Raw genomic sequence first — 22,805 nt, 5'->3', positions numbered from 1 at the left:
TAACCGTCCGTCGAACGACCATCGAAGCACCCGATGTCGTCCAGTCGTCGGTCGGTCGCCAACCGGCTCCGTAACGCCGTTCGCGGGCTTCGTGGCGACGGCCGCGGTTGGATTCTCATCGCCGTGGCGCTCGGCTGGGCGTTCACCCTCGGCCTGCGATTTCTCGTCCCGGCGCTCCTGCCACAGATAAAATCGACTTTCGAAGTCACGAACGCGACTGCCGGACTCGCCATCACGACCCTCTGGGTTGGCTACGCCCTCATGCAGTTTCCGGCCGGTGTGCTCATCGACCGAATCGGCGAGCGAACGCTCCTGACGACGAGCCTCTGTCTTTCAGGGGTGAGCCTATGCCTGATTGGACTCTCTCCGGTGTTCGTCGTCTTTTTCGCCGGGAGCACCGCGTTCGGACTCGGTTCCGGACTGTACGGCCCGAGTCGGGGAACCGTTCTCTCGCGCACTTACACGCGAAACGCCGGCGCGGCGTTCGGCGTCACGCTCGCCGTCGGTAGCATCGGCTCGGCAGTCCTCCCGAACGTGGCGACCACGGTCGTCGGCAAAATCGGATGGCGATACATCCTCGCCGGACTCTCGATTCCGTTTTTCGTCGTCGCGGTGCTGGCGTGGCGAGTCGTCCCCGAGCGCTTGGGGACGACCCGCGGAGAATCGACCGACGGTGGTGTGGAGGAATCGACGCATGGCGGAAACCTCGATTCCGAATCCGCTGACGGCGAACCCGCCGACACGGCCCTCTTCGACCGTCGCATGCTCCGCGACATCGTGCGAACGCTCTCCGACCGCTCGATTTTCCTCGCGGTCGTCTCTATGGCGCTCCTCCTGTTCGTCTTTCAGGGGTTGACAGCGTTTCTGCCGACGTATCTCCAAACCAAGGGAATGAGCCAGCAGACCGCTGCCCTGTTGTTCGGCGTCATGTTCATCGCGGGTGCGGTTTCACAGATCGCCGCGGGCGGTGCCGCAGACCGGATCGGTGTCAAACCCGTCCTTCTCGCCGTCACTGCGATCGGTGTCGTTACGCCGGTCGCCCTCACGCTCGCGTCGGGGACGGCAGTTCTCGCGGTCGTCGTCTCTATCCTCGGCACTCGGATGGCGATCGTACCCGTGAATAATGCATACGTCGTTCGGGCGCTCCCCGAACATATTGAGGGCTCCGCGTGGGGATTCCTCCGAACCGGGTTTTTCCTGGTCGGTTCGACCGGTTCAACGTTCGTCGGCTATTTTGTCGACGCGAACCGGTTCGACTTCGCGTTTCTCGTGTTAGCAGGGTTGTCGGCTATCGCGCTGGGATTGTACACGATGTTGCCCGACGCAGAATAAAAGACAACCGTCAGCTCGAAATACTCGCCAAGTGATGGGTGTCGGCGGGCTATCTCTATCACCGTGACTGGTCGATACCGAACCCAACTGCTCAGTGCAGGTGTTGCCTTCACAATCCATCTCCCGATTCCAGGAAGAAGTGACATCTCATTGAGGGGAACGATTTTGTATCAGTCTTCTACTCAGTTCTGTATGAACAAGTCCGCTCTCCAGAGCCAACTGTACCGAATCAGGCGACGACAGTATCTCATTCTCATCCTGCTTATCGCCCCGAACTTCCATCTCATCGCCGGACTGATCAGATTCTAGACTGCTGGTGTCCTCTGTACCGTGCTTGGCTTCGTCGCATTCGTGACGATGGTCTTTCGCCGTAGACGAAACCGGAACACGGCAGGGCAGTAATCGGCGCTCGATTCGTGCACCGATCGCAACTTCAATTGCAGGTGATTGCGAAGCGCCCTCGTGTCAGTTTCCGAGTCGATGCTCGACGGCTCAGCACCTCGCTCGGTGAGGATTCCAGCGTGAAAGAACATCGGCTCGTCCGGAAAGAGTCGGTATTTGGTGTGCGCGTGAACGTGTGGCTCAGTCAACGAACGTGTCGCACTGGCCATATCTACCCAGTCGGGCGGTTTTCACAAGAAAATCGTGTTGTTCCGACAATTCCGCCGAAAGGACGATTTTACTCCCCCAGTTCGGTTTCGACCGAGAGCCACCACAGATGTCCTCGGTTCCGTGCCTCCGCGTGTTCGAGAACGCCGTCTTCGACCAGTTCATGAAGTCGGTCGAACATCACATCGAGCGACACGTCGAACTCGTCCGCGAGATACCGCGTGTTCACGACCGGTGCTGGCGCGTCTCGAATCGTGGCGACGATGTTCGCCGGTTCGAGGGACGCTTCCCCGGAGTTCATACGCATCCTCCGTCGCCGAGTGGTATGTGCAGTTCGGTCGGTCAATCCGACCGAACTGCAGCATTTAGAACTCGAACGACTCCCGACTCGCTGTTGCGTGGACGAAACGTTTTTCCGCGCTACCGACGGAATGGAAACTGGCATGTACCCATCTGCCACTGCCGGTGGTCGATTTTGGCCGACCACGGCACACTGAAGCGACTTCTGCTGTACCGATAGTGAAACTCACAACCCGGGAGGAGAGCCATGCCTAAAATCGACCCGTGGGGCGACGTCGAAATCACCGACTACGAGGCGACGATGGCGCAGTTCGGTATCGAACCGGTTGCGGATCTTGCGGATCGATTGCCCGATAACCGCCTCGTTCGGCGAGGCATCGTTTTCGGGCACCGCGACCTCGACACCGTGCTCGACGCCCACGACGAGGGCGACCCCTTCGCCATGATGACCGGCATCATGCCTTCCGGCGACTTCCATTTCGGCCATCTCACCGTGGTCGAACAAGTGCTCATGTTCCAAGAAATGGGTGCACAAGTCACCCTCTGTGCGGCGGATATCGAATCCTACGCGACACGGAACATGTCGCTCGAAGACGCACGCGAACTCGTCGTCGAGGAGTACCTGCTGAACTACGTCGCGCTGGGGTTAGACCTCGATTCGACCGACTTCTACTTCCAGTCCGAGGCAGGAAACGACCACCACGTCCGAAGTAAACTGTTTGCTCGGCACGTCACGCAAAACGAGTTCGAAGCGACGTATGGCAACGCTGACCCCGGAAAGATGGCGTCGGCTCTGACCCAATACGCCGACATCCTTCGCCCACAATCGCCCGAACACGGCGGGCCGAAACCGACCGTCGTTCCAGTCGGTATCGACCAAGACCCGCACGTCAGGCTGACGCGGGACGTGGCGTCTCGATACCGCGATGCACCGTACCTAAAGCCCGCAAGTACGTACCATCGATTCATGCGGGGATTGCAGGGTGGGAAGATGAGTTCGTCCGACCCGAAAAGCTACATCGCCCTCACCGATTCCATTCCGGACGCGAACCGCAAAATCGACGAGGCGAAAACGGGTGGCCGGGTCAGCCTCGAAGAGCACCGCGAGAAGGGCGCAAACGTCGAGGAAGACATGGTGTTCGAACTGCTCGCGTACCACCTCGTGGCGGACGACGACGAACTGAACCGAATTCGAACCGAGTACGAATCCGGCGAAATGCTCTCGGGTGAACTGAAGGATATCGCAAAAGACCGACTGGAAACGTTCCTGCGCGACCATCAACGAAAGCGCGAGGAGGCACGCCCGAACGTCGAACAGTACGTCGCGGAGCACACCGACGAGGCACGCCGCTGATGCGAATCCGGCGACTTCGAGCAACCGAACTCGTCCCGTTCGTGGACGACCTCTGATTGCCCTTCGCTCGCGAGATGGCGACGATAGACGAGTTCGACACGCTCGCCGAGCACGGGGTTCGCGCAAACGTTTTTTTCGCACATCAAGGACCGCTATTCGGACGACGACATCGCCACCTTCGTCGCCGCTGATGTGGACGAACTGGTCGGCTACGTGGCCGTCGAAAAAGGGCATCGCCGCCGGTGTTCGCCCGCGGTTCCCGTGGATACATCGACGGTCTGTACGTCGTTCGGAATCGCAGGCAGGACGGCATCGCCTCCCGCCTGCTTTGGCGTGCGGAAAGGTGGGCACGTCGGGAAGGCTGTGTGTATCTCTCGCTGGACGTTCACGCCGACAACGACATCGCACAGTCGCTGTACCTGCGGGACGATTTTGAAACCAAACGGCACCGAATGACAAAGCGGCTGTAATCGGTTCGTTCCTTTCGACTTCACAGAAAATTCAAATCTGAAGACTTATCCCGTGGGTGCCGATAGCCGTAGCCATGTCCTCCAGACGCGACTTCCTCGCTACGCTCGGTGCCGGTTCCCTCGGCGCACTCGCGGGATGTTTGGGTGATGATGAGATCGGCGGTGAATGGACTCGTGCCGGGTTCGACAATCGAAACAGCGGCTATGCCCCACAGCATCGAGGCCCCGGTTCGAATCCGACGGTGAAGTGGTCTACTCACGTTCCGGACGGTTACAACGACTCCTCGCCGGTTCTCGTGGATGACGAGGTGTACATCGGCTATGCGAGCGACGAACTGACCGGTGCTCCTTCGAAAGTCGGGGTTCGAATTCTCGACATCGAAACGGGAGAGACGACGGGTGACATCACGGTCACGCGCTATCGCGACAAACGGGAACCGTGACTCGGTCGTGTTTTCGGATGGAAACATCTACTTGCAAGCCGTTGACGGAGTACACAGTCTGACTTCCGATGGGGAAAAACGCTGGTACGTTTCGATGCACGGCGGCCCACAAAACACCAATCAGCGGACTGCACACCCGGTCATCGCTGATGGATTGGTGTACGCCCCCACCGCGAGCATTACGGAAGATATCGAGCGGCCGAATGCAAAGGAAGGACTCTACGCCATCGACGATTCTACGGAAGAAGTCGCCTGGAAGTACATTTCGCCCGTTGACTATCATGGCTGGACGTATCCGCCAGCGTACGTGGATGGTGTCGTGTATCTCTCCGTGATGGAGTACGGCATCGTTGCATTGGATGGGAAAACTGGTGACATCGTATGGCAGACGGAACTCAAAGTGGACGGCCCACCGACTATCGCTGATGGACGTGTGTACGCCTCTACCGAAATAAACGATGACAAAGCAGGTGATATCGTTGCATTGGACGCGACAACCGGAAACGAACTATGGCGAGCAAACGGGAGGGGAACCGGGTTTACTACTGCGAAAACCTTAGAAATCTCATCGCCCTGAACCCAAAAACTGGCAATGAGGTGTGGCGATACACCAATTCGGGAGTTGCCATCTCGACTCCTGCCCTCACTGACGACGCGATTTACGTCAGAATTACAAAAAACAGAACAAATCACGGCATCGGCATTTTCGACTCGGGAACCGGCGAAAAGATCGGTTTCGTCGCAGTCAGTAATGTTCCCAACTCGTCTATTGCGCTCTCGGATTCACTCGCTGTCGTCACGGTACCGTCGAGTGAAGTGTACGCGTTCGAACCGTGCAGTTTCGACATCGCGGGCCACTGTTTCCTCTGACCTCGTTCGATTTCCGCCGAGCGGGATTTTATGCCCTCTCCCTCACACTATTCCAAACATGTACCTCGCCGACAAGACGTGGCCGGAACTGGGCGATTACGTCGCCGAAGAGTCCGTCGCCGTCGTGCCGCTGGGTTCGACCGAACAGCACGGCCCGCATCTGCCGCTCGCAACCGACCATCTCATCGCGGAAGCGTTAGCACGGGAGGCCGCCGACCGAGCGGGCTACCTCTGCACGCCGACGATAAACATCGGCGTCAGTCCCCATCACAAGCAGTTCCACGGAACGATGTGGGTGGATGCGCGAGCGTTCCGCGATTACGTCGAAAGCTTCACACGGAACCTCACGTACCACGGTATCGACCGCGTCGTGTACGTCAACGCCCACGGCGGGAACATGCAACACCTCCGCGAAGTCGGTCGGCGACTTCGTGAGGACCAAGTCGCTTTCGCCGTCGAATGGATGTGGGACGAGTCGATTCCGGACCTCGTGAGCGACCTGTTCGAGTACAATGGCCCCCACGGCGGGCCGAAGGAGACGGCGATGATCATGCACATCGCGGGCGAGTTGGTCCGAACGAACCAACTCACAAACGCTCGGGATGGGGGCCTTGCTGACCTCCGAGACGGAAACTTCACGATTCACGGCGCACGCAACTACTACGACGCAATCGACAACACGGAAAACGGGGTTCTCGGCGACCAGACCGACGCAACGCCCGAAAAGGGCGAGCAAATATTCGAGGCGGCGACCGAGCAACTCGTGAAGTTGCTCGACTGGTTGGACGACGCGCGATTTTCGGATTTGATGGCGAAACCGCACGTCGACCCGCAACCCGGCAGTCGGCGGACGTGAACGGAACCGTCGCTCAGTGACTCACGCTGGTGAAAAACCGTTCCGTCAGCGTGTCGGCAAGCAGTCCAATGGTTCGCCATCGCTGCCATCCAACCCACCGAACACGACCGTCGTGGTGACGCCCTCAAGTTCGAGGAGGTAATCGTCGGCCTGTGGAATCGTATCCCGTTCGTTGGTTCGGCCGGGGTGCCATTCTGCATCGTCTTCCCGATGGATTCAGCCTTTCGTGCGTGAACAGGGAATCGAGACGGGTCTCAGTCCGACCCAAACTCGAATCGGGTGAGGACTCGATTCCACTACTCATCGCTACTGTCCCGTCGATACTGTTCTGACTCATTCGTTCCTCGCTGAAAAACGCGTTCTGCCCACGAGTAATTCTATCGCCGGTAGCTCACTGCGATTCCTTCGCCGAGGGGAATCACCGACGTTTCGAACTCCTCGTCATCGCGCATCGCCAGCAGATACTCTGCGATACCGCGACTTTCCTCGTCCATCTCTGGGTCGTTACCTTCGAGCGCGGCGAGAATCGCGTCGAAATCTTGGACGCCGCTGACCATCGCGTTGTCGGCGACGATGACGCCGCTGGGGGCGACCTTGTCGCGCACGGCGTCTAACGCCTCGGGATAGCCGTCTTTGTTGTGGTCGATGAGCACGACATCGAACGGCCCGTCGTGGCGTTCGATGGCGTCCATTGCGTCGCCGTGTTCGAAGACGGCACGGTCGGCGAACCCGGCCGATTCGAGGTATCCACGGGCTTCGCGCAGTTCGTCCGTGTCGTACTCCGTGAGGACGATTTGACCGTCCTCGGGGAGTGCGTCGGCGAACCAGTAGGCCGAATAGCCGAATCCCGATCCGAATTCGAAGATTCGCTTCGCGTCCGTGACGTGTGCGAGTAATCGAAGGAACTGTCCGACTTCACGCCCGACAGTTGGAAACCCCTCACCGCGCTCTTCCATCGCTTTCAGCGTTTCGTCCGGTTCGGGAAGTGCGGCGCGAACGAATCGTTTCGTCTCCTCCGGAAGGATATCGGCCATACATCGCCAAACGACGGCAGTGTGGTTAATACTCGGGGATGCTGTTCGTATCCTCGCGATTGCTCACTTCCGAATCAGTCTGCCGTTTCGTTCGAATCTTTCCGTCGGCGCATTCGTCTGGTGAGAGCGAACAGCACAACTGTGAGCAGAATCCAGAGGACGACCATTTGGACGCCTGCTTCTCCCGTTTCAGTCGATTCACTCGCTTCTCCCGTTTCGCCCAACTCGTCCGTTTTTGCTGTCCCCATCCTCATGGACACGTGAAACGGTGAGAACGAGAATAAAGATGATGGCGACCATCCTCCGCCCACAACTCGAACGTTCCTTCAGTCGGTGGTTGCCCGTCGTTCGACGACCACCTCTTTCGTCCTTTTGGCGTCGATACCGAACAGGAATCCGGAAATGAAGAGGAGTTCGTTTCCGATGTAATACTCCTGAACGACGTACTCCGCGAACGGGAGGAACGGGTCGGGAGTGAGTTGCAGAATCACGAGGACGAGTGCGATGAATGCGGCCAGTCCGGCGAACCAACGCGTTACCGTTCCCGAGAGAAATCCGATGATGAAAGCGACGATTGCCATCACGAGGCTCATACGGCCGTTTTAGTGCTCGATCGAGCATCAAAGTAGCGCAAACCCCGAAAATTCCCGCAAGTTGATGCGTAAGGAGTGTTTACTCATTGGAAGGATGGTCATACCAAAGTGGGTTTCGAGCGTTCATCTCCCTGAAGAAACCCCCATGCTCGCTTCGAACCACACGCCATACGGAACTACGAACCGCTCCAAAACGACCGTTTTCGGACGCTGTGAGGCTATCTAATGGCTAGAAAGCCGGACTGTGAGATGGTCGTTTCCGAAACCGGGTGGATAGAACTTCGCAATCCCGACGAGAGCGATGAACAGTGGTTGCTGTCTGATACAGCCGTCGAGATTCAACCGTAATCGATTCCTTCGGAACCTAATCGAAACAAAACACGCCGGTAGAAACCGTCAGACATGCGCCTGACTGACCTTCTTGTAGGTGGACTCCGTTGTGTCACGATATGGAACTCGTCACTGTCGCACCCGTCTGCGGAACCGACACGGCGGACGCGACAGTCAACGGTGAATCTGTATGAGCGAGCGAAGTGTTCAAATAGAGGTGTTAGTCGCGGATTCGCCGGAAGACGCCCCGCCGGTCGAACCTGACTCACGCGTCGATGTTTCGGTGAACGGGCAGATGTATCCAACCGCGAAACTCACCGACGGACGGTACGTGGCATGGTGGTTCGAACCGACGGCACCGCCAGCCGATTCCAGCGTGACGACGGAGTGGGTCGCCGCACCGACACGGTATCTGGCGGCTGCGACGCTGGGCGAACTCTGGGAGAATCCGGCGACGTTCGAGACGCTGACCGAGGCGTAGGTACGGGGCTGCCATCGAATTCCTGATTCGTTACAGTCGGTCGATACTGGTCGGTGACCGGTGTGACTGTCGATGGCGCGAGTACGTCCGAACGGGTCGTGTCCTCTCATTTCGTATTTTCCGTTGACGACGGTCTCGTGGATGTACCTGCACGGACGAAAGGAGCAACCGTCCCACCACCGCGGTCATACCGACGTTGAAGAGAACGATGAGAAGGATGTCCGTGGTCACGAACGCGACGAATATGCCCGCCAGCAGTGCCCGGACGGTAAAACCGACGACGCCGACGGAGAGAATCGCAGTGAGCAGGGCGTTCGTCCACCCGTAATCTCGCCGCATATCCCCGTGCTCGTAATGAATCGGGGACAGAGCGACGAAATAGGCCGACAACTGTCCGATACCGACTCTCGGTCGCATCGGAGATGGTACTCGTGTTGACCCGTAGCACTGTGCTAACGACTCCCTCCTTCGACGAGTACATCGCCCCATCGTGTTCCCGTTCAATCGCGTCCGTATTCAAACCGCGTCAGTCTATCGTCTGACACGTGTCGATTCCCATAGTATTTATTATCACAGATGTTGTCTCCTGTCTTCGAACTGGTTCGATCCAACGCTTTCGAACAGGTGCATGGCTTCCCGCACCGGAGAACCAACATGATACGACCGAACTTCAGATCGTCCGAAGAAGGGGACACAGATGTCCCACGCCGAACTGTACTTGGATACGGAACGATGGCGACGTATGGCCTTGCGATGGGCGTGCCAGCCGTTCAGGCACGGTTCTTCCAACAGGAGGATGACGCGCTCGACGCAGTCCCCGTGTACATGCTGGATACCGACATCTACCCGAACGAACCGCTCGAAGTGGTCGCTGGCCCGCTCGAGCGAAAACCGACCGTGACCGGTGCTCGCGGGTTCGCCATCGACCTCTCGAACCACGATGCCTTCCTCGTCCAGTATCTCGACACGGTCAACGAGATAACGGTCATTTTCCCACACGAAGACCTCGATTTCGATGTCGGTGACGAACTCGAAATCGTCTCACTGACACAAGGAGAGCGACGGAACGTCGGCGGCGAGTTCGAACTCAAAGTCGATGTGAACGAGTTTGGCGAGGGAAACCCGCCGATTTCTCCCGATATGGTCGCTGTGGTGTCCCCACTTCCGGTTTCCCGGTACGAGGGATGAATTCGAAATCGCCGTCGAATGCACGCCGTCGAGCCACCAAACGCACCGGGCGCGAATGCTGCCCATCGCTCACGACGACAGCCGTTCGACCTTGATGTACTGGTTAGACGCGGTGGATTCGTCTTCGAACAGCGTTTTGAACGACGTGTTTGGGTCCGCCCGAAATCGCGCAAAACAGTCCTGACACAGCGCTGAGGTGGCGGGCGAGGATTTTCGAATCGGGTGTGAGGCCCCGTCGATGGCGGTTCGAACGACTCTGATGACAGCATCGTCTCGACAACGTTCGCAGGAGTATCGGTCCCTGTGAGAATGGCTATCGCCGTGTGTATTTCGATTCATCGTACTCCGGGTTCGAATCACGTCTCGTTACCGCAAGAGTATGAGCGACGTGTGAATGAATAGTACGCTGGTATACACTACCTACTGGATTCACGTCCGCATTGACAGCGCTTCCAGAAAAGAATCGTTAGCTCCGCGTCCGCAATGACCCGACCATGCTCTCCGGGTGAATCGTACATAGGTAAACCGCCATCTCCCCGGTCGCTTCGAATCGAAGTCGTTGCGTGGCTCCGCGCTCCGAGAGAATGTCGGTAACTTCGACCGTTTCGTCCTGTGGAATCGTCCCCTGTTCCGTCGTGGTCGTTTGTTGGTTACCGCCGTTTCCTTGGCCCCCTTCCGTCGTCGTTGGTACCGGACTCTGTAGCTGTTGGATAGCCTTTACGCTCTCTTGTTGGCTGTTTTGAATCGAGAACGTGTGCGGTTGCCCATCGACGTTCGTCCACTCGACGGTGTATATTTCGCTGTCTTGTAATGTCAGTCGAGGGTTCCGAAGCCCACCGATGGATTCGGGTGCTTGCCCCCGCCATCCTGGCACTTGAGCGCGCAGCCGAATCGTTTCGCTCGGGTCGATCGTTTCCCCATCTTGCTGTGCAGTGACGACACCGCTACCCCCAATCACCACACCCGCCGCAATCTGCCCGAGAAATCGTCGCCGTGTTGGTCGTCGCGTTCGTCCTCGGTATTTCGGTGCCATACATCGTATCGGTTCGTTCGATTGGCGGATAGATGGAGTAGACGGTTCACGATTGCAACTGGACGTTGCCCGATGTATATGTCGATTACAGCGATAGACGACGTTCGGAACTCTGTTCTCGTCGCCGCAATAACGGTCTGAACCCCGAAACGGTGGCATCGCTATTCGATTGATGATATTATTAAATTAAAAATATTTATAGTTGAAGAACTGTACCGCTAGCTTTCTATGGTTCGCTCGAATCATCTATACTATGGGGGATGCTCACACACTACATGAATTACTCCGAGATCTCGACTCTCTCGGGATAGTCGGACACACGAATCCCGACCCCGACTGTATTGCAAGTGCGCTTGCGCTGAAACAACTAGCCATGCACGCTGATACCGACGATGTCGCAATATTCTACGACGGTGAAATCTCTCACCAGCAGAATCGGGCACTAATCAACTTGCTCGATATCGAACTCAACCACATCTCGACGGACGAATCAGTCGATTCGTATTCGTCGCTCGCGCTGGTCGATCACGCGCACATTGATCCGGAAATTCCACGAGCACCCGGTTCGGAAATCGCGATAATAATCGACCACCACCCCGTCACGGACGACCCGGAGGCGACCTTTACAGATATTCGACCGGAGTACGGCGCGACAACGTCTATCTTGATTGACTATCTCCGAGAACTGGAACTCGAACCGTCGTCACGGTTGGCATCGACGTTGCTTTTCGCACTGCATCGTGAACGACTCGATTTTATCCGCCATCCCACGCTTCGAGAGTACAACGCCGCGACGTTCATCTGTCCGTATGTCGATATCGAAATTCTCGACCAACTGTACGGGTCGGCGTATACACCGGCGACGATGGATGCCATCAGTCAGGCGATTCGGCGTCGCGAGGTTCGCGGGTCGAGTTTGGCGAGTTGTATCGGTCGGACGAGCGAGAGTGATGCGCTCCCGCAAGCCGCGGACTATCTCCTGAATCTGGAAGGGGTGAATACGGTACTCGTCGAAGGTATCGTCGGCGATTCCGTACGGATGAGCGCACGGTCTATCGACCCGAGGGTGAACATCGGTGCGGTACTAAATGAGGCGTTTGGCGATATCGGAAGTGCGGATGGCCATCGAGACATGGCCAGGGCACGGTTACAGCTCGGTATCTTTGCCGACGATTTGGACGACGACGTTCCCTTGTTCGACCTGCTTTCTAGCCGAGTTGAAAGACGGTTTTTCGACACGCTTCGCCTCAACGGCGAGGATCGGTAGCGGAGTCCACCTTCGTGCCGAACCGAGACATCGGTGAACTCGACCGATTCCGAGAGAATCTATGTGCCGGAGCCAAACTGCGTCGTATGGCGAAAGCCGCAATCGTAATTCTGGCCGCGACCGAATCGTACGCAGATCTAGACCGATTGACCAACGCACTGCAGGCCGCAAAGGAGTTCGAAGAGGCTGGCGACGAACTGGAGATAATCTTCGACGGTGCAGGCACTCAGTAGGTGGACGAACTCGCCAACGAAGACCATCCAGCACACGCGCTATTTACGTCCCTCGAAGATTACGTCACCGTCTGTGAGTACTGCGCCGGTGCCTTCGAGGTAGAACAAGCAGCCGAGGAGAGCGACTCAGACGTGGATTGCGAGTTCGAGACCCATCCCAGCATGCGACAGTTGATCGAAGATGACTACGATATTATCACGTACTGACAATTTCGACCCGCCCCAAACGTTCTTTTTCCGAACTAGACGGCTGTGCTGTCGAGAGTTCAAGAAGTAATTGGCACTTCCGCCAGTTGCGTTTTACTTGGCACCGTCATGTATGATTACTAAATAAAACCTAGTTACTAGCGGTAACCCTATGCTTGTCGGGACTCTAGACAGAGTAGAGATGACTGAAACGTTAAACCGACTGGAAATCTGGTGTGAGGGTGAAGAGTGGTGTCCAATTACCTCGACAACATCGCTTATCGGAAAAAAATGGCACCCTGTAATCATTCATCGTCTGCTCGAACACGGCCCGAGAGGGTTCAATGATCTGAAGCGGGATGTCGATGGGATTTCGAGCAAAGTGCTCTCGGACAGCCTCGAAGATCTCGAAAACAAACAACTCGTTTCGCGCGCGATAGTAAACGAAAAACCGGTTCGCGTCGAATACTCGCTCACCGACCACGGTGACTCGCTTCGCCCGGTTATCATGTCCATGCGCGACTGGGGGATGGAGTATCTCGCTCCGGCGACGGAACCTTCGTCGTCGGTTGCATAAACATCTCCTCCACTGGTTCCCATCTCTCTGGTCTCTCCGATTTTCCTCCGTCGATACACACGGACGGCGACTATCCGAATCGTCACACGAGAACGACCTCGAAACGCGGATTCGACGATTCGCATCTACTGTCTGCTCCGAATGATCGCTTCGGTATCGTTCGCTACCGCGGTCGTTCCCGCCGAACGAACTTTCCCCATGCTACCCGTACCCATTGGTGGCGGGGGGAGTGGGGTGAAATTTCGAACGAACCAGGGGACTGACGGCGTCGGAATCGGGTGGTGGCTGTTTGGAATCGCGGTCGCTATCGTTCTCGTCGTCTCGCTCGATACATATCTCGGATGGATAGTGTTCGGACTGTTTCTGTACTACGTCGCTCGGCCCATCGCCAGATGGCTTCGACGCCGGGGAGTGTCCTCCGGTCTCGCATCACTGCTCACGATGGCTCTCATCATTCTCCCGTTTATCGGACTGCTCAGTGCCATCGTCGCCATCGCGTTCGGCCAACTGTCGGCGATACGACCAGCGGATATCGAGCAACTCGTGCGAACGCTCTTTCCGGGATACGATGTCGGTACGATACCGACCGACCCCATGACGTTGTACAACTCTACAACGCAGTTGCTCCGCGAGCCATCGGTTCGAAACCTGCTCGAACAGTTCGGAACCATCGTCGGGACGTTTGCAACACAAGCCTACAATCTGTTTCTCGCCCTCGTCTTCGTCTTTTTCTTGGTGCGTGATGAGGACAGGATCGCTGGCTGGTTCCGAAACACGGTTGCCGACAGGGAAACGACGACCTACGACTATCTTGATGCGGTCGACCGCGGTCTGAACTCCGTTTACTTCGGCTACACCCTCACTATTTTCGTCATCATCATCGTCTCCGTGATAATCTACAACGGGCTGAACCTCATCGCGCCGCCCGGAATGGAAATTCCTCAGACCATGCTCATCGCCATCGCGACCGGACTTGCGACCCTTATCCCGCTCGTTGGGCGCTCCATCGTGTATCTCATCGTCGTCCTATTTCTGGCCGTTATCGCGGTCGAAACCGATTTGACTCGACTCTGGTTCCCGATTCTATTCTACGTGCTCATGGGGTTCGTCTTCGACAACATCATCCGAACCTACGTCCGCCCGTATCTCTCCGGCCGCATGTTCCACACCGGGCTTATCATGTTCGCATATCTTCTCGGCCCGCCGATTTTCGGCTGGTACGGTATCTTCCTCGGTCCGCTCATCATGGTCATCGCCGTCCAGTTTCTCTGGAAGGTATTCCCGAAAATGCTCCCCGGAGCGTCGGACGCGCCCGACGCTCCGACAGCGACAGAAGTCGAGGCTGTCCAAACATCGGATTTGCAACCCCCACCGGGCGAGATGACTGATCAACCGGAGACGAAACCGGACGAGCGTGACAGAGGCGATTCGACGACGTGATTATCGGAGTTCGTTCTCCCCGACGACGAGCGCGTTCGAAATCAGATTTTTGTACGCACGACGGAGACGCTCGGACAGAGCCTGGTGTGAGATGCCGAGGTCGGCGGACAGTTCCTCTCCAGAAATATCCCGTGGGATGTCGTAGTAGCCCGCTTCCAGCGCCGTCACGAGGGTTTCGTACTGCTCTTCAGTGAGTCCGTACTGTCCTCTCCGTGGAGATTCGTTCAACTGATATATCTGCTCGACTTCGATCGGGATGCCGCTCTCTTCACAGAATTCATACGTCGCCGACAGCGCCTCCCGGTCAGGGAAGAGGATTCTGAGTTGCCACCCGTCGTTTTTGCCGTTGGCATCGATGATAGTACCGCTTTCCTCGACCAGGATGTGGATGACGAACTCCGTCTCGCGAACCCACGACATCCGAAATAGCCATTCTTCATCCAAATCCACGAGCAGTTCCACGTTCTCCGTGGACGGATCGTCTTCGAGCGCGGCTTGGAGGGAGTCGAATTGGTCTGGCTCCGCCGTCGCCCAGATGTACGGCATCACTCGCTCGGCTTCGGAGGCAACGACGCGCTCGACTTCGAACTCGACCCCCGGAACCCGTTCCAGCGTCGCCCGCAGTGCGAACCCGGAGGCCGGTAGTCGCACGATTGTGATTGTACTCATGCACCGTCCTAGGTGCCTTAGACGAATGACTCTGCTGGCAAGCGAGTGCTAACTGTTCACTGCTGGAATGTGCAGGCGGTACGCTCTTTATGTCCCGTCCGAGTGTCCTGAACGATGAACGACTCTGAGAATTTATCACCATTTGAAATTTTACGCGAGGCGACACTCACCGGCGTGACCGTCGTCGTTCCGCTGCTCATCACCGTCTACGTACTCGTAGTCTTACTGAATTTCGTGGCGAAGGTACTCAGGCCGCTACTCGAATTCGTATCGATATCCTCGATATACGTCCTGGGTGGTGTTACGGCCGCAACCGTCTCCGCGTTGATTCTGGTCGTCGGGTTCATCGCGCACTCGCCGATGGGCGAGCGTGCGATCGACAACTTCGACAATGCGATCAGTCGCGTACCTGGATTCGGAACCGTCTATCGGAGTTTTCGGCGAATGGGCGACGCCATGATCGAGAGCGATGCCGACCACTTCCGTGACGTGAAACTGCTCGAATTTCCCACTGACGGCACCTACACGTTCGCATTCGTGACCGCGGAAACACCGGAAGGAATCGAGGAGGCGGTCGGAGAAGCGTCGATGACGACCGTCTTTCTCCCGATGGCACCGAACCCCGTCATGGGCGGGTTCGTCGTCAACGTCCCCGACGACCGACTCGTCGATGTCGACCTCTCGCTCGAAGAGGCGTTCCGGGGAATCGTCACCAGTGGCGTGGGCATCGACGAGATGGATGCGGGTGGCAACGGCCTATCCGAGGAAGAACTGCGACAGTTGACGGGTTACGACGTGGCAAAACGACAGAGTCGGAATTAGTTCGCCAACGACGACAGCGCGCCGGCGAGTACTTGCGTCGCACTGGCGCAGTCCTCCCACTCGGTCCACTCGGCGGGATTGTGTGAGATTCCGTCCCGTGACTGCGCAAAGAGCATCGTCGTGTCGGTCACTTTCGCGATGTTCATCGTATCGTGGGCGGCCCCGGAGTGGAGGTCGAGCAGTTCGATATCGGAATCGTCACCGGCATCATGTGCGGCCTGCCGACAGCGCTCGCTCATTTCTATCGGTTCGACGTCGAACTCCCGGAGGAACCTCGTTTCGACGCCACGCTCCGCTTCGAGGCGCGAAAGCGACTCTCGCGCCAGCGAGACGAGTTCGTTCATCGCGTCGTAGCTCACGTCTCGAATATCGACGCCCATCTCGACTGCGCCCGGAACGACATTCGTCGCGTTCGGCCGAACGTTCAGTTTGCCGACCGTCCCGACTGTCGTCTCGCCGACCTCGTTGGCTCCCCGCTCCACGTCCTGCACGAACTCGCTCGCAGCGACGAGCGCATCGATTCGTTCGGGCATCGGGGTCGCCCCTGCGTGATTTGCCTCGCCCACAACATCCACGTGGCAGTGTGTGATTCCCGTAATCGTCGTCACGACACCGACGGCGAGCTCGGCGCGTTCGAGGCGCTCGCTTTGTTCGATGTGGAGTTCGAGCCACGAATCCCACTCGCTCGCGTCGATTCTGCCCTCGCCGCGGAATCCCATCGTTTCGAGTGCCTCCTCTAGCGTCGTCTGTCCATCTCGCAATTCGAGCACGTCTTCGAGCGACCGTTCGCCGACTGCGACTGACGACCCGAGCAGTCCGTCGGCAAACCGCTGGCCTTCCTCTTCGGTAAACGAAACGACTTCGACCGGACGACTCGGTTCGACGCCTGCGTCCTGCATCGCCCGAACCGCTTCGAGTGCGGAGTAAACGCCGAGTGGGCCATCGAAGATTCCGCCCTCCGGAACCGAATCGAGGTGGCTCCCTGCCGCGACAGGATTTGCGTTCGGGTCGGCGCTTTCGGGTGTCCACCGTCCGACGATGTTTCCGACCGCGTCCACTCGGACTTCCAGTCCGGCGTCTTCGAGTCGTTCTACGAAGTATTCTCTCGCCTGTCGGTTGGCTTCGGTTCCGGTAAGGACGGTTCGCCCGTGCCCGTCCACGTCGAGCGCGCCGAACTCGGCGTTCGTTTCGATATCGTCCTTGAGTCGTTTCCCATCGATTTTCATGACTCTGGGGAGGTCACCGGTGGACAATAAGTTCGGTGGTGTCCGGCATGCTCTGCCGGAAAATCGCATCTGCACACGTCGTTTATCACTGATAGTTTCAGCGAGAGGCGTTATTTTCCACGGGCCGACATCCGTGCGATGGGGCAGGGTTTAGACAGTGGGGATGGTAAGGGTGGATATGGCCGCCAGCCACTCCGTGACGGAGTCCGACGAGGGGCCGAGGGACGCCGTGACACTGACTGACGTTCGGAAGACGTACCACCTCGGAGAGCCGGTTCATGCGCTGGATGGCGTGACATTGTCGATTCCGCGAGGGTCGTACACCGCAGTCATGGGGCCGAGTGGGTCGGGGAAAAGCACCCTCCTCAATCTCATCGGTTGTCTCGACACGCCGACGGAAGGGACGGTTCACGTCAACGGGCGCAAAGTAACGGGACTCTCTGATGCCGAACGAACGATGGTTCGCGGCGAGGAAATCGGCTTCGTCTTCCAGACGTTCAACCTGATGCCGCGACTGACAGCCCGCGAAAACATCGCCCTCCCGCTCGTTTTTCAGGGGATTTCCCGCTCGGAACGACAGGAGCGTGCCGACGACCTGCTCTACAAAGTCGGCCTCCGTGGCAGGGGCGACCACCGTCCGAACGAACTGTCGGGTGGGCAGCGCCAGCGCGTCGCCATCGCCCGCGCACTGGCAAACGACCCCGCAATCATTCTGGCCGACGAACCGACCGGCAACCTCGACAGCGAGACGGGCCAACAAATCATGGGTCTCTTCGAGGAACTCAACGACGACGGCCACACCGTCCTGATGGTTACCCACGAGCGCGACATCGCGGAACATGCGGAACGCATCGTTCACATCCTCGACGGCACCGTTGAACGCGTCGAAGAAATCGAGGCACCACGTCGGGTCGAAGAAGCGCAGTAGGTTTTTTTGTTTCGTCAGAAATCGAGGGCGTACAAATAGCCGTCCTCGCCCGTGGTGTAAGCCGTATTGTCCCCGACCGTAACATCCGCCAACCCGTGTGGGTTCTCGAACTGCCAGCGGACGGTGCCGTCGCGTTCGAGTGCAGTGATTGTGTCGTGTTCTTCGGTACGGACGAGTGTCGTTTTTCCGGTGTACTTTCCCGCAAGAGTAAGCGAACTCCACACGAACAATCAAGCAGTCCGCCTGCGAACTCCTCGCCATGGATATCGCGTTCGTCGCGTACGACGGCATGACCGCGCTCGATTTCGTCGGCATCTACGACCCACTGACCCGACTCGATACGATGGGGTTCCGCGACGATGTCTCGTGGGATGTCTGTGCTCGAACCGAGCGCGTAACCGCGAATGCCGGACTCGAACTCGTTCCCGACGTGGTTGACGAACCGCTTTCGGGATACGACATGTTCGTCGTGCCGGGTGGGTTCGTGGCGCGTGAACTCGCCGAGGATGACGGGTTCACATCGTGGCTGGCAACTGCGGATTCCGAGTGGATCGCCTCGGTCTGCACGGGGTCGCTCCTGCTCGGCGCAGCTGGATTTCTGGACGGCAAGCGCGCCACCACCCATCCCGACGCATACAGCCGACTGGCCGACTACTGCGACGTGGTCGAAGAGCGCATCGTTCGGGATGGTCGGGTCGTGACGGCTGGCGGTGTCACTTCGGGAATCGACCTCGGCCTCTGGCTCTGTTCCGAGCTGGCCGACGAGACGACTCGCGAAGTCATCAAAGGACAGATGGACTACCCGTACTAGCGATGGTCGGTTTTCGGGTGACGACACGGAAATGATTATATCGCCCGAACTTGTTGCCTTCGGTGAATGATGGACGATGTCGACGATGCGGGTTTTATCGCGATGAGCGTGCTCGGCATTCTCATCGTCGCTGACTTCGTCGCTATCGAAATCGCACTCGGTTTGGTAGTGGCCGTTGGTGTCATCACCGGAGTCGTCCGCTATCGTCGGGGACAGAAATGGCTGGCGTTCGGGTGGGTGCTGTTCTCCGTCTCGGTTTCATCGCTCCCATTCATCAGTAGCGGGTGGGTCACCCTCGTCGTCTTTTTCGGCGGGGTAGCCGTTTCGACGGTGATTCTCCTGTTCGGACAGATAGGCCTTATCGAAGAGCTTTCCGCCACCGCTTCGCAATCGGAGTAGCTGAAGCGGGCGACTTCAGGTCAGATTTTCTCCTCGTACCCTTCCTCGTCGGCGCGTTGGAGTATCGAGTCGATGGTGTCGCTCTTCGCGTCGGTGTACGAAGACGCATCTCGGGGATGTTCTTCGGCGGCGGCGCGCTTGATGGCGGCGTACTCCTCACGCGCGTCGGGATGGTCACGAAGATACTCGCGGAACACGATGCCCCGCCGCCACGTCTCGGAACCGGCCGAACAGACGCCGACGTTGAACTGCTGTCCGTCGTCGGCCCAACGATGGAGCGAAAACCAGCCGTCCCGCTCGCGTCCGAATCGGTAGCCGACGCTCTCGAACCGCTCGACTGCGTCTCTGGCGGCCTCCATTTCGGTGTACATCAGTCCGATGTCGATGATGGGCTTCGCTGGCAGTCCCGGGACGGAGGTGCTTCCGAAGTGTTCGATTCAGACCAGTTCGTCACCGCCTGCCTCCCGCAGACGCTCGGTCTCGCGCTCGTAGCGGTCGGCCCATTTGGAATCGGACTCGACGATTTCGATGTCTGTGTCGTATCTCGGAATGTCGTTCGGCTCGCCCATACAGCAAACGATGGTTGCCACTGTAAAAAATCGATTCCGAAATCGCGAGCACTATAGAGAACTCCTACGACAAACTGTCATTTCTCTCGCAAGCTATTTTACCCCTGTGACGAACTCTCAGGTAGCGGAAATTCCGCAACCGACAGAATGAGTGCAAACGACACAGCAGTGACCGTGCTGTTCACCGTCGATTCGCTCCGGGCGGATGCCCTGCCCGCGAACGGCGTCGTCTCCACCCTCGGTGAACGAGGAACCGTCTTCGAAAACGCGTTCGCACACAGCAACTGGACGCCGTTTTCGTTTCCGTCGATTCTCGGCGCGAAGCAGGTGTTCGGTGATTCGCGGGGAATCGGCGTGGCGGACGAGCCGACTTTGGCCGAAACGTTGCAGGAGGCCGGTATCTCGACAGCGGGATTTAACGGTGCAAACGGATTTCTAACCGAACATTGGGGCTACGACCGTGGTTTCGAGGAGTTCGAGTCGTTCACCTCGGGGACAGGGGACAGCCTCTACAGCAAGTATCTCACCGCCCATCCGACAGTGCAGGCGTGGCTCCAAGTTGCCGTCTCACCGCTTCGGCAACTCCTCGGAAAAGAAGGTGGTGCGCGAAACGTCTCCCGGATGCTCGACGTGGAGCGCCGAGCCATCGACTTCGTCGAGCGGGCGGAACCACCGTTTTTCCTCTGGGTTCACTACATGGACGTTCACACGCCGTACGTTCCCGCGCCGAAGTTCGTCCGCGACGAAACTGGCGCAAACGTCGGGTCTCTCAAAATGCTCCGTGCCCACGCCAAGGCCGGATTAGGTCGTGAAGTCGGCGACGATACCCTGACCGACCTCGAAGCGCTCTACCGGGCCGCAATCCGGCAAGTGGACGCGAGCGTCGGTCGAGTGCTCTCGGCACTCGACCGGCGAGGATTCCGTGACGATGCCTGCATCGTTCTCGCTGGCGACCACGGCGAGGAGTTCATGGAACATGGCCATCTGGCACATTATCCGAAACTCTACGAGGAACTGGTTCACGTCCCGCTAATCGTCCGGAACTCCGATGGAAACTCGGACTTCGGCCGCGAAAACGACCCGAACACCGTCGAACGTGCGGTCGGTCTCGAATCGATTCCGGCCACCGTCTGTGAGGCGATGGGTGTCGAACACGGCTTTTCCGGCGGGAGTTTATTCGGCGACGACATGGATCCAGTGCCGGTCACCTCAGTCGCGGTTCGTGGCGACCACGTCACCTATCAGCCGATTCCACGCCATCTCGACGACGGTGAACTCATCGTGAGCGCTCGAACCGCCGATTGGTCGTACATTTACCATACTGAGTCCGAACGTCGAGAGCTGTACGACCGACGCCGTGACCCGGACGAACAGGAAAATTTGTGGGCCGAATACGAGGGTTCCGAAATTAACGGTTACCTGCACGATGCGGTCGAGTCTCGAATCGAACAAATCGAGACCGACGAGGGGAGCGAGGCGGTCGAACTCCCATCCGACATAACGAATCAGCTGAAGGCGCTCGGCTATCAGTAACGTTCCGGCTTGGGAAATATCATTCGACCGCTATTCGTTTGCCCTACGTTTTTGTCGGTGAATGCCGTCGGTGGAATGGGGTGAATCGACGATTGTACATCCGATTCGGTGGAATCTGAACGACTGGTTTGGGGGCGGTAGGTGATGGCGCACGTGCTCGTTCTCTATGGCTCGACCGAAGGTCACACGGCGACGATTGCGGAACGAATCGCAGGGGTTCTCGACTCCAGGGGACACGACGCAACGCTGATTCACGGACAGCACGGCCCCGATGAGCTTCGCCTTTCGGACTACGACGCCGTCATCATCGGCGCGTCGATTCACATGGGCAAACATCAGGGATACGTGACTCGGTTCGTGCGGGAACACGCGGAAGAGTTGAACCGACTGCCATCGGCATTTTTCTCGGTGAGTCTGACCGCCGCGGAGGGAACCGACGAGTCGCAGGCAACGGCCAAAGGATTGGTCGATGAGTTCCTCGCGGCCACCGGGTGGAGGCCGGACAGCATAGTGGTCGTCCCCGGCGCACTCAAATACAGCCAATATGGGACGTTCAAACGGTTCGTGATGAGGCGAATCGCCCGAAGGATGGGCGGTGGAACGGACACGTCACGGGACTACGAGTATACCGACTGGGACGAAGTCGAGACGTTTGCCAGCCAATTCGCACGCACACTCGAATAGCGGGCGCAGAAAAAGGCAGGTTTCGTCCGTCGTTCGGGAGCGGACGAGCGGGGACGACCCCCCGCTTTCCTCAGAAGGTACGCCGCGCAGTGGTACTCAGCAGGTTGAGTTCGCTACTGAATACCGTTGCGTCCCCCGAGAATCGATACCGCTCGCCTCGACTGAAGCTGGCGTCTCGTGCGAACATCATTGCCGTGATTGCGGCGTCCGGTCCGCCGAGGTCGTATCGGATAACCCATCCGCTGTAGTCGTCGGGTTGGCTGATTTCGGCCACATCCCCCCCACCGGGACGCGCCAGCAGTCGAACGACGGTTGACTGTTCGAGCGCGTTCGTGATGCGGAACGGGACGTTCGGGTGGTAGGCGTACGTGTATACGAGCACGTTTTCCTGCCGCTGGGCGGCGGCGGCACCAACACTCCCGAGACCGAGCGCGAGCGCACTCGTCGCGAGCGCACCCTTTTTCATGAACGTTCGGCGTGACTCGTCCGGAAGGGCATCCCCAGCGCCCTTGTCCGAGTCTCCTGTGTCTATTCTTTCACTCTTTGCCATATTCGACCGCAGTTTGGA

The 22,805-nt window shown here is 58.1% G+C and carries 34 protein-coding genes; 21 read left to right on the top strand and 13 right to left on the bottom strand.

Features of this window, described 5'->3' with window-relative positions; all coding sequences use genetic code 11:
* Nucleotides 1–33 precede the first annotated feature (33 nt).
* A complete protein-coding gene (locus ACN2TU_RS19870) occupies nucleotides 34–1,332 on the top strand; it encodes an MFS transporter (protein WP_435157783.1) in 1,299 nt (432 codons plus the stop codon).
* A gap of 305 nt (nucleotides 1,333–1,637) precedes the next feature.
* Here ACN2TU_RS19870 and ACN2TU_RS19865 read toward each other — a convergent pair whose 3' ends face one another.
* Both ACN2TU_RS19865 and ACN2TU_RS19860 read right to left on the bottom strand, forming a co-directional pair.
* The gene (locus ACN2TU_RS19865) at nucleotides 1,638–1,943 is read right to left on the bottom strand and encodes a hypothetical protein (protein WP_435157782.1); all 306 of its coding nucleotides are present in this window, start codon (nucleotides 1,941–1,943) and stop codon (nucleotides 1,638–1,640) included.
* A 68-nt stretch (nucleotides 1,944–2,011) separates the two neighbouring features.
* Nucleotides 2,012–2,242: a hypothetical protein gene (locus ACN2TU_RS19860; RefSeq protein WP_435157780.1), complete on the bottom strand. Its 231-nt coding sequence runs from the start codon at nucleotides 2,240–2,242 to the stop codon at nucleotides 2,012–2,014.
* A gap of 246 nt (nucleotides 2,243–2,488) precedes the next feature.
* On the opposite strand from ACN2TU_RS19860, the gene trpS reads away from it, so the two are divergent.
* The 6 genes from trpS (at nucleotide 2,489) to ACN2TU_RS19830 (ending at nucleotide 6,234) form a co-directional block, all read left to right on the top strand.
* Complete coding sequence (gene trpS, locus ACN2TU_RS19855) at nucleotides 2,489–3,595, top strand: tryptophan--tRNA ligase (protein WP_435157778.1); 1,107 nt, start codon at nucleotides 2,489–2,491, stop codon at nucleotides 3,593–3,595.
* Nucleotides 3,596–3,837: 242 nt separating this feature from the next.
* Nucleotides 3,838–4,065, top strand: a complete 228-nt coding sequence (locus tag ACN2TU_RS19850; protein ID WP_435157777.1) for a GNAT family N-acetyltransferase — start codon at nucleotides 3,838–3,840, stop codon at nucleotides 4,063–4,065.
* A gap of 74 nt (nucleotides 4,066–4,139) precedes the next feature.
* On the top strand, nucleotides 4,140–4,508 hold the full coding sequence (locus tag ACN2TU_RS19845) for a hypothetical protein (RefSeq protein ID WP_435157775.1): 369 nt from the start codon (nucleotides 4,140–4,142) through the stop codon (nucleotides 4,506–4,508).
* Complete coding sequence (locus ACN2TU_RS19840; protein ID WP_435157774.1) at nucleotides 4,465–5,085, top strand: outer membrane protein assembly factor BamB family protein; 621 nt, start codon at nucleotides 4,465–4,467, stop codon at nucleotides 5,083–5,085. Before ACN2TU_RS19845 ends, ACN2TU_RS19840 begins: the two co-directional genes overlap by 44 nt.
* Nucleotides 5,019–5,378 (top strand): outer membrane protein assembly factor BamB family protein, encoded by a 360-nt coding sequence (locus ACN2TU_RS19835; protein WP_435157771.1) that lies wholly within the window; start codon nucleotides 5,019–5,021, stop codon nucleotides 5,376–5,378. Before ACN2TU_RS19840 ends, ACN2TU_RS19835 begins: the two co-directional genes overlap by 67 nt.
* Before the next feature lie 58 nt (nucleotides 5,379–5,436).
* Nucleotides 5,437–6,234 (top strand): creatininase family protein, encoded by a 798-nt coding sequence (locus tag ACN2TU_RS19830; RefSeq protein WP_435157769.1) that lies wholly within the window; start codon nucleotides 5,437–5,439, stop codon nucleotides 6,232–6,234.
* Nucleotides 6,235–6,611: 377 nt separating this feature from the next.
* On the opposite strand, the gene ACN2TU_RS19825 is transcribed toward ACN2TU_RS19830, so the two are convergent.
* From ACN2TU_RS19825 to ACN2TU_RS19815, 3 genes are all read right to left on the bottom strand, one after another.
* Nucleotides 6,612–7,268 carry an O-methyltransferase gene (locus ACN2TU_RS19825; RefSeq protein WP_435157767.1) on the bottom strand — a complete coding sequence of 219 codons (657 nt, stop codon included), beginning with the start codon at nucleotides 7,266–7,268 and terminating at the stop codon, nucleotides 6,612–6,614.
* A gap of 74 nt (nucleotides 7,269–7,342) precedes the next feature.
* Entirely contained in the window at nucleotides 7,343–7,522 is a 180-nt protein-coding gene (locus ACN2TU_RS19820) for a hypothetical protein (protein WP_435157766.1), read from the bottom strand.
* Nucleotides 7,523–7,594: 72 nt separating this feature from the next.
* Nucleotides 7,595–7,861 carry a hypothetical protein gene (locus ACN2TU_RS19815; protein ID WP_435157765.1) on the bottom strand — a complete coding sequence of 89 codons (267 nt, stop codon included), beginning with the start codon at nucleotides 7,859–7,861 and terminating at the stop codon, nucleotides 7,595–7,597.
* Between the two features lie 225 nt (nucleotides 7,862–8,086).
* Here ACN2TU_RS19815 and ACN2TU_RS19810 point away from each other — a divergent pair, with 225 nt between their 5' ends.
* Together ACN2TU_RS19810 and ACN2TU_RS19805 are read left to right on the top strand one after the other, a co-directional pair.
* Entirely contained in the window at nucleotides 8,087–8,209 is a 123-nt protein-coding gene (locus tag ACN2TU_RS19810; protein WP_435157764.1) for a hypothetical protein, read from the top strand.
* 172 nt (nucleotides 8,210–8,381) lie between these two features.
* Complete coding sequence (locus tag ACN2TU_RS19805) at nucleotides 8,382–8,672, top strand: hypothetical protein (protein WP_435157763.1); 291 nt, start codon at nucleotides 8,382–8,384, stop codon at nucleotides 8,670–8,672.
* A gap of 30 nt (nucleotides 8,673–8,702) precedes the next feature.
* Here ACN2TU_RS19805 and ACN2TU_RS19800 read toward each other — a convergent pair whose 3' ends face one another.
* Nucleotides 8,703–9,089: a hypothetical protein gene (locus tag ACN2TU_RS19800; protein ID WP_435157761.1), complete on the bottom strand. Its 387-nt coding sequence runs from the start codon at nucleotides 9,087–9,089 to the stop codon at nucleotides 8,703–8,705.
* A 237-nt stretch (nucleotides 9,090–9,326) separates the two neighbouring features.
* Between ACN2TU_RS19800 and ACN2TU_RS19795 the strand changes: the two genes are divergently transcribed.
* On the top strand, nucleotides 9,327–9,860 hold the full coding sequence (locus tag ACN2TU_RS19795; RefSeq protein WP_435157759.1) for a hypothetical protein: 534 nt from the start codon (nucleotides 9,327–9,329) through the stop codon (nucleotides 9,858–9,860).
* A gap of 466 nt (nucleotides 9,861–10,326) precedes the next feature.
* Here the strand turns inward: ACN2TU_RS19795 and ACN2TU_RS19790 are convergent, their stop codons facing one another.
* The gene (locus ACN2TU_RS19790; RefSeq protein ID WP_435157758.1) at nucleotides 10,327–10,893 is read right to left on the bottom strand and encodes a cupredoxin domain-containing protein; all 567 of its coding nucleotides are present in this window, start codon (nucleotides 10,891–10,893) and stop codon (nucleotides 10,327–10,329) included.
* 253 nt (nucleotides 10,894–11,146) lie between these two features.
* Between ACN2TU_RS19790 and ACN2TU_RS19785 the strand changes: the two genes are divergently transcribed.
* The 5 genes from ACN2TU_RS19785 (at nucleotide 11,147) to ACN2TU_RS19765 (ending at nucleotide 14,596) form a co-directional block, all read left to right on the top strand.
* On the top strand, nucleotides 11,147–12,160 hold the full coding sequence (locus ACN2TU_RS19785) for a DHH family phosphoesterase (protein ID WP_435157756.1): 1,014 nt from the start codon (nucleotides 11,147–11,149) through the stop codon (nucleotides 12,158–12,160).
* Nucleotides 12,161–12,174: 14 nt separating this feature from the next.
* Complete coding sequence (locus ACN2TU_RS19780; RefSeq protein WP_435157754.1) at nucleotides 12,175–12,393, top strand: hypothetical protein; 219 nt, start codon at nucleotides 12,175–12,177, stop codon at nucleotides 12,391–12,393.
* Nucleotides 12,394–12,600 (top strand): hypothetical protein, encoded by a 207-nt coding sequence (locus tag ACN2TU_RS19775; protein WP_435157753.1) that lies wholly within the window; start codon nucleotides 12,394–12,396, stop codon nucleotides 12,598–12,600.
* Nucleotides 12,601–12,781: 181 nt separating this feature from the next.
* Complete coding sequence (locus ACN2TU_RS19770) at nucleotides 12,782–13,156, top strand: winged helix-turn-helix transcriptional regulator (protein WP_435157751.1); 375 nt, start codon at nucleotides 12,782–12,784, stop codon at nucleotides 13,154–13,156.
* 234 nt (nucleotides 13,157–13,390) lie between these two features.
* Nucleotides 13,391–14,596, top strand: coding sequence for an AI-2E family transporter (locus ACN2TU_RS19765; protein ID WP_435157750.1), 1,206 nt, complete (start codon nucleotides 13,391–13,393; stop codon nucleotides 14,594–14,596).
* Here ACN2TU_RS19765 and ACN2TU_RS19760 read toward each other — a convergent pair whose 3' ends face one another.
* A complete protein-coding gene (locus ACN2TU_RS19760) occupies nucleotides 14,597–15,265 on the bottom strand; it encodes a helix-turn-helix domain-containing protein (RefSeq protein WP_435157748.1) in 669 nt (222 codons plus the stop codon).
* Between the two features lie 114 nt (nucleotides 15,266–15,379).
* On the opposite strand from ACN2TU_RS19760, the gene ACN2TU_RS19755 reads away from it, so the two are divergent.
* The gene (locus tag ACN2TU_RS19755) at nucleotides 15,380–16,087 is read left to right on the top strand and encodes a DUF502 domain-containing protein (protein WP_435157747.1); all 708 of its coding nucleotides are present in this window, start codon (nucleotides 15,380–15,382) and stop codon (nucleotides 16,085–16,087) included.
* Here the strand turns inward: ACN2TU_RS19755 and ACN2TU_RS19750 are convergent.
* On the bottom strand, nucleotides 16,084–17,313 hold the full coding sequence (locus ACN2TU_RS19750; RefSeq protein ID WP_435157746.1) for a Zn-dependent hydrolase: 1,230 nt from the start codon (nucleotides 17,311–17,313) through the stop codon (nucleotides 16,084–16,086). The two genes, ACN2TU_RS19755 and ACN2TU_RS19750, sit on opposite strands and share 4 nt — an antisense overlap.
* Nucleotides 17,314–17,491: 178 nt before the next feature.
* Here ACN2TU_RS19750 and ACN2TU_RS19745 point away from each other — a divergent pair, with 178 nt between their 5' ends.
* On the top strand, nucleotides 17,492–18,241 hold the full coding sequence (locus ACN2TU_RS19745) for an ABC transporter ATP-binding protein (RefSeq protein WP_435157745.1): 750 nt from the start codon (nucleotides 17,492–17,494) through the stop codon (nucleotides 18,239–18,241).
* Nucleotides 18,242–18,255: 14 nt separating this feature from the next.
* On the opposite strand, the gene ACN2TU_RS19740 is transcribed toward ACN2TU_RS19745, so the two are convergent.
* Nucleotides 18,256–18,465 (bottom strand): PQQ-binding-like beta-propeller repeat protein, encoded by a 210-nt coding sequence (locus ACN2TU_RS19740; protein WP_435157744.1) that lies wholly within the window; start codon nucleotides 18,463–18,465, stop codon nucleotides 18,256–18,258.
* Nucleotides 18,466–18,500: 35 nt separating this feature from the next.
* On the opposite strand from ACN2TU_RS19740, the gene ACN2TU_RS19735 reads away from it, so the two are divergent.
* A complete protein-coding gene (locus tag ACN2TU_RS19735) occupies nucleotides 18,501–19,052 on the top strand; it encodes a DJ-1/PfpI family protein (protein ID WP_435157743.1) in 552 nt (183 codons plus the stop codon).
* Between the two features lie 66 nt (nucleotides 19,053–19,118).
* Complete coding sequence (locus tag ACN2TU_RS19730; protein WP_435157742.1) at nucleotides 19,119–19,451, top strand: hypothetical protein; 333 nt, start codon at nucleotides 19,119–19,121, stop codon at nucleotides 19,449–19,451.
* A gap of 20 nt (nucleotides 19,452–19,471) precedes the next feature.
* Here ACN2TU_RS19730 and ACN2TU_RS19725 read toward each other — a convergent pair whose 3' ends face one another.
* Nucleotides 19,472–19,888: a GrpB family protein gene (locus tag ACN2TU_RS19725; RefSeq protein ID WP_435157842.1), complete on the bottom strand. Its 417-nt coding sequence runs from the start codon at nucleotides 19,886–19,888 to the stop codon at nucleotides 19,472–19,474.
* Complete coding sequence (locus tag ACN2TU_RS19720; protein ID WP_435157741.1) at nucleotides 19,889–20,020, bottom strand: hypothetical protein; 132 nt, start codon at nucleotides 20,018–20,020, stop codon at nucleotides 19,889–19,891.
* A gap of 147 nt (nucleotides 20,021–20,167) precedes the next feature.
* On the opposite strand from ACN2TU_RS19720, the gene ACN2TU_RS19715 reads away from it, so the two are divergent.
* Together ACN2TU_RS19715 and hemG are read left to right on the top strand one after the other, a co-directional pair.
* Entirely contained in the window at nucleotides 20,168–21,553 is a 1,386-nt protein-coding gene (locus tag ACN2TU_RS19715) for a sulfatase (RefSeq protein WP_435157740.1), read from the top strand.
* A 144-nt stretch (nucleotides 21,554–21,697) separates the two neighbouring features.
* Nucleotides 21,698–22,237: a menaquinone-dependent protoporphyrinogen IX dehydrogenase gene (gene hemG, locus ACN2TU_RS19710; protein ID WP_435157739.1), complete on the top strand. Its 540-nt coding sequence runs from the start codon at nucleotides 21,698–21,700 to the stop codon at nucleotides 22,235–22,237.
* A gap of 70 nt (nucleotides 22,238–22,307) precedes the next feature.
* On the opposite strand, the gene ACN2TU_RS19705 is transcribed toward hemG, so the two are convergent.
* Nucleotides 22,308–22,787, bottom strand: coding sequence for a hypothetical protein (locus ACN2TU_RS19705; RefSeq protein WP_435157738.1), 480 nt, complete (start codon nucleotides 22,785–22,787; stop codon nucleotides 22,308–22,310).
* Nucleotides 22,788–22,805: the final 18 nt, after the last annotated feature.

The organism is Haladaptatus marinus, from assembly GCF_051194195.1.
This window is presented reverse-complemented; position numbering and strand designations above follow the sequence as displayed.

Coding starts and splice junctions, on each gene's coding strand:
- ACN2TU_RS19870 (WP_435157783.1), top strand. CDS start 34: ATGTCGTCCAGTCGTCGGTCGGTCGCCAACCGGCTCCGTAACGCCGTT.
- ACN2TU_RS19865 (WP_435157782.1), bottom strand. CDS start 1,943: ATGGCCAGTGCGACACGTTCGTTGACTGAGCCACACGTTCACGCGCAC.
- ACN2TU_RS19860 (WP_435157780.1), bottom strand. CDS start 2,242: ATGAACTCCGGGGAAGCGTCCCTCGAACCGGCGAACATCGTCGCCACG.
- trpS (WP_435157778.1), top strand. CDS start 2,489: ATGCCTAAAATCGACCCGTGGGGCGACGTCGAAATCACCGACTACGAG.
- ACN2TU_RS19845 (WP_435157775.1), top strand. CDS start 4,140: ATGTCCTCCAGACGCGACTTCCTCGCTACGCTCGGTGCCGGTTCCCTC.
- ACN2TU_RS19835 (WP_435157771.1), top strand. CDS start 5,019: ATGGCGAGCAAACGGGAGGGGAACCGGGTTTACTACTGCGAAAACCTT.
- ACN2TU_RS19830 (WP_435157769.1), top strand. CDS start 5,437: ATGTACCTCGCCGACAAGACGTGGCCGGAACTGGGCGATTACGTCGCC.
- ACN2TU_RS19825 (WP_435157767.1), bottom strand. CDS start 7,268: ATGGCCGATATCCTTCCGGAGGAGACGAAACGATTCGTTCGCGCCGCA.
- ACN2TU_RS19820 (WP_435157766.1), bottom strand. CDS start 7,522: ATGAGGATGGGGACAGCAAAAACGGACGAGTTGGGCGAAACGGGAGAA.
- ACN2TU_RS19815 (WP_435157765.1), bottom strand. CDS start 7,861: ATGAGCCTCGTGATGGCAATCGTCGCTTTCATCATCGGATTTCTCTCG.
- ACN2TU_RS19810 (WP_435157764.1), top strand. CDS start 8,087: ATGGCTAGAAAGCCGGACTGTGAGATGGTCGTTTCCGAAACCGGGTGG.
- ACN2TU_RS19805 (WP_435157763.1), top strand. CDS start 8,382: ATGAGCGAGCGAAGTGTTCAAATAGAGGTGTTAGTCGCGGATTCGCCG.
- ACN2TU_RS19800 (WP_435157761.1), bottom strand. CDS start 9,089: ATGCGACCGAGAGTCGGTATCGGACAGTTGTCGGCCTATTTCGTCGCT.
- ACN2TU_RS19795 (WP_435157759.1), top strand. CDS start 9,327: ATGATACGACCGAACTTCAGATCGTCCGAAGAAGGGGACACAGATGTC.
- ACN2TU_RS19790 (WP_435157758.1), bottom strand. CDS start 10,893: ATGGCACCGAAATACCGAGGACGAACGCGACGACCAACACGGCGACGA.
- ACN2TU_RS19785 (WP_435157756.1), top strand. CDS start 11,147: ATGGGGGATGCTCACACACTACATGAATTACTCCGAGATCTCGACTCT.
- ACN2TU_RS19770 (WP_435157751.1), top strand. CDS start 12,782: ATGACTGAAACGTTAAACCGACTGGAAATCTGGTGTGAGGGTGAAGAG.
- ACN2TU_RS19760 (WP_435157748.1), bottom strand. CDS start 15,265: ATGAGTACAATCACAATCGTGCGACTACCGGCCTCCGGGTTCGCACTG.
- ACN2TU_RS19755 (WP_435157747.1), top strand. CDS start 15,380: ATGAACGACTCTGAGAATTTATCACCATTTGAAATTTTACGCGAGGCG.
- ACN2TU_RS19750 (WP_435157746.1), bottom strand. CDS start 17,313: ATGAAAATCGATGGGAAACGACTCAAGGACGATATCGAAACGAACGCC.
- ACN2TU_RS19745 (WP_435157745.1), top strand. CDS start 17,492: ATGGCCGCCAGCCACTCCGTGACGGAGTCCGACGAGGGGCCGAGGGAC.
- ACN2TU_RS19735 (WP_435157743.1), top strand. CDS start 18,501: ATGGATATCGCGTTCGTCGCGTACGACGGCATGACCGCGCTCGATTTC.
- ACN2TU_RS19730 (WP_435157742.1), top strand. CDS start 19,119: ATGATGGACGATGTCGACGATGCGGGTTTTATCGCGATGAGCGTGCTC.
- ACN2TU_RS19720 (WP_435157741.1), bottom strand. CDS start 20,020: ATGGGCGAGCCGAACGACATTCCGAGATACGACACAGACATCGAAATC.
- ACN2TU_RS19715 (WP_435157740.1), top strand. CDS start 20,168: ATGAGTGCAAACGACACAGCAGTGACCGTGCTGTTCACCGTCGATTCG.
- hemG (WP_435157739.1), top strand. CDS start 21,698: ATGGCGCACGTGCTCGTTCTCTATGGCTCGACCGAAGGTCACACGGCG.
- ACN2TU_RS19705 (WP_435157738.1), bottom strand. CDS start 22,787: ATGGCAAAGAGTGAAAGAATAGACACAGGAGACTCGGACAAGGGCGCT.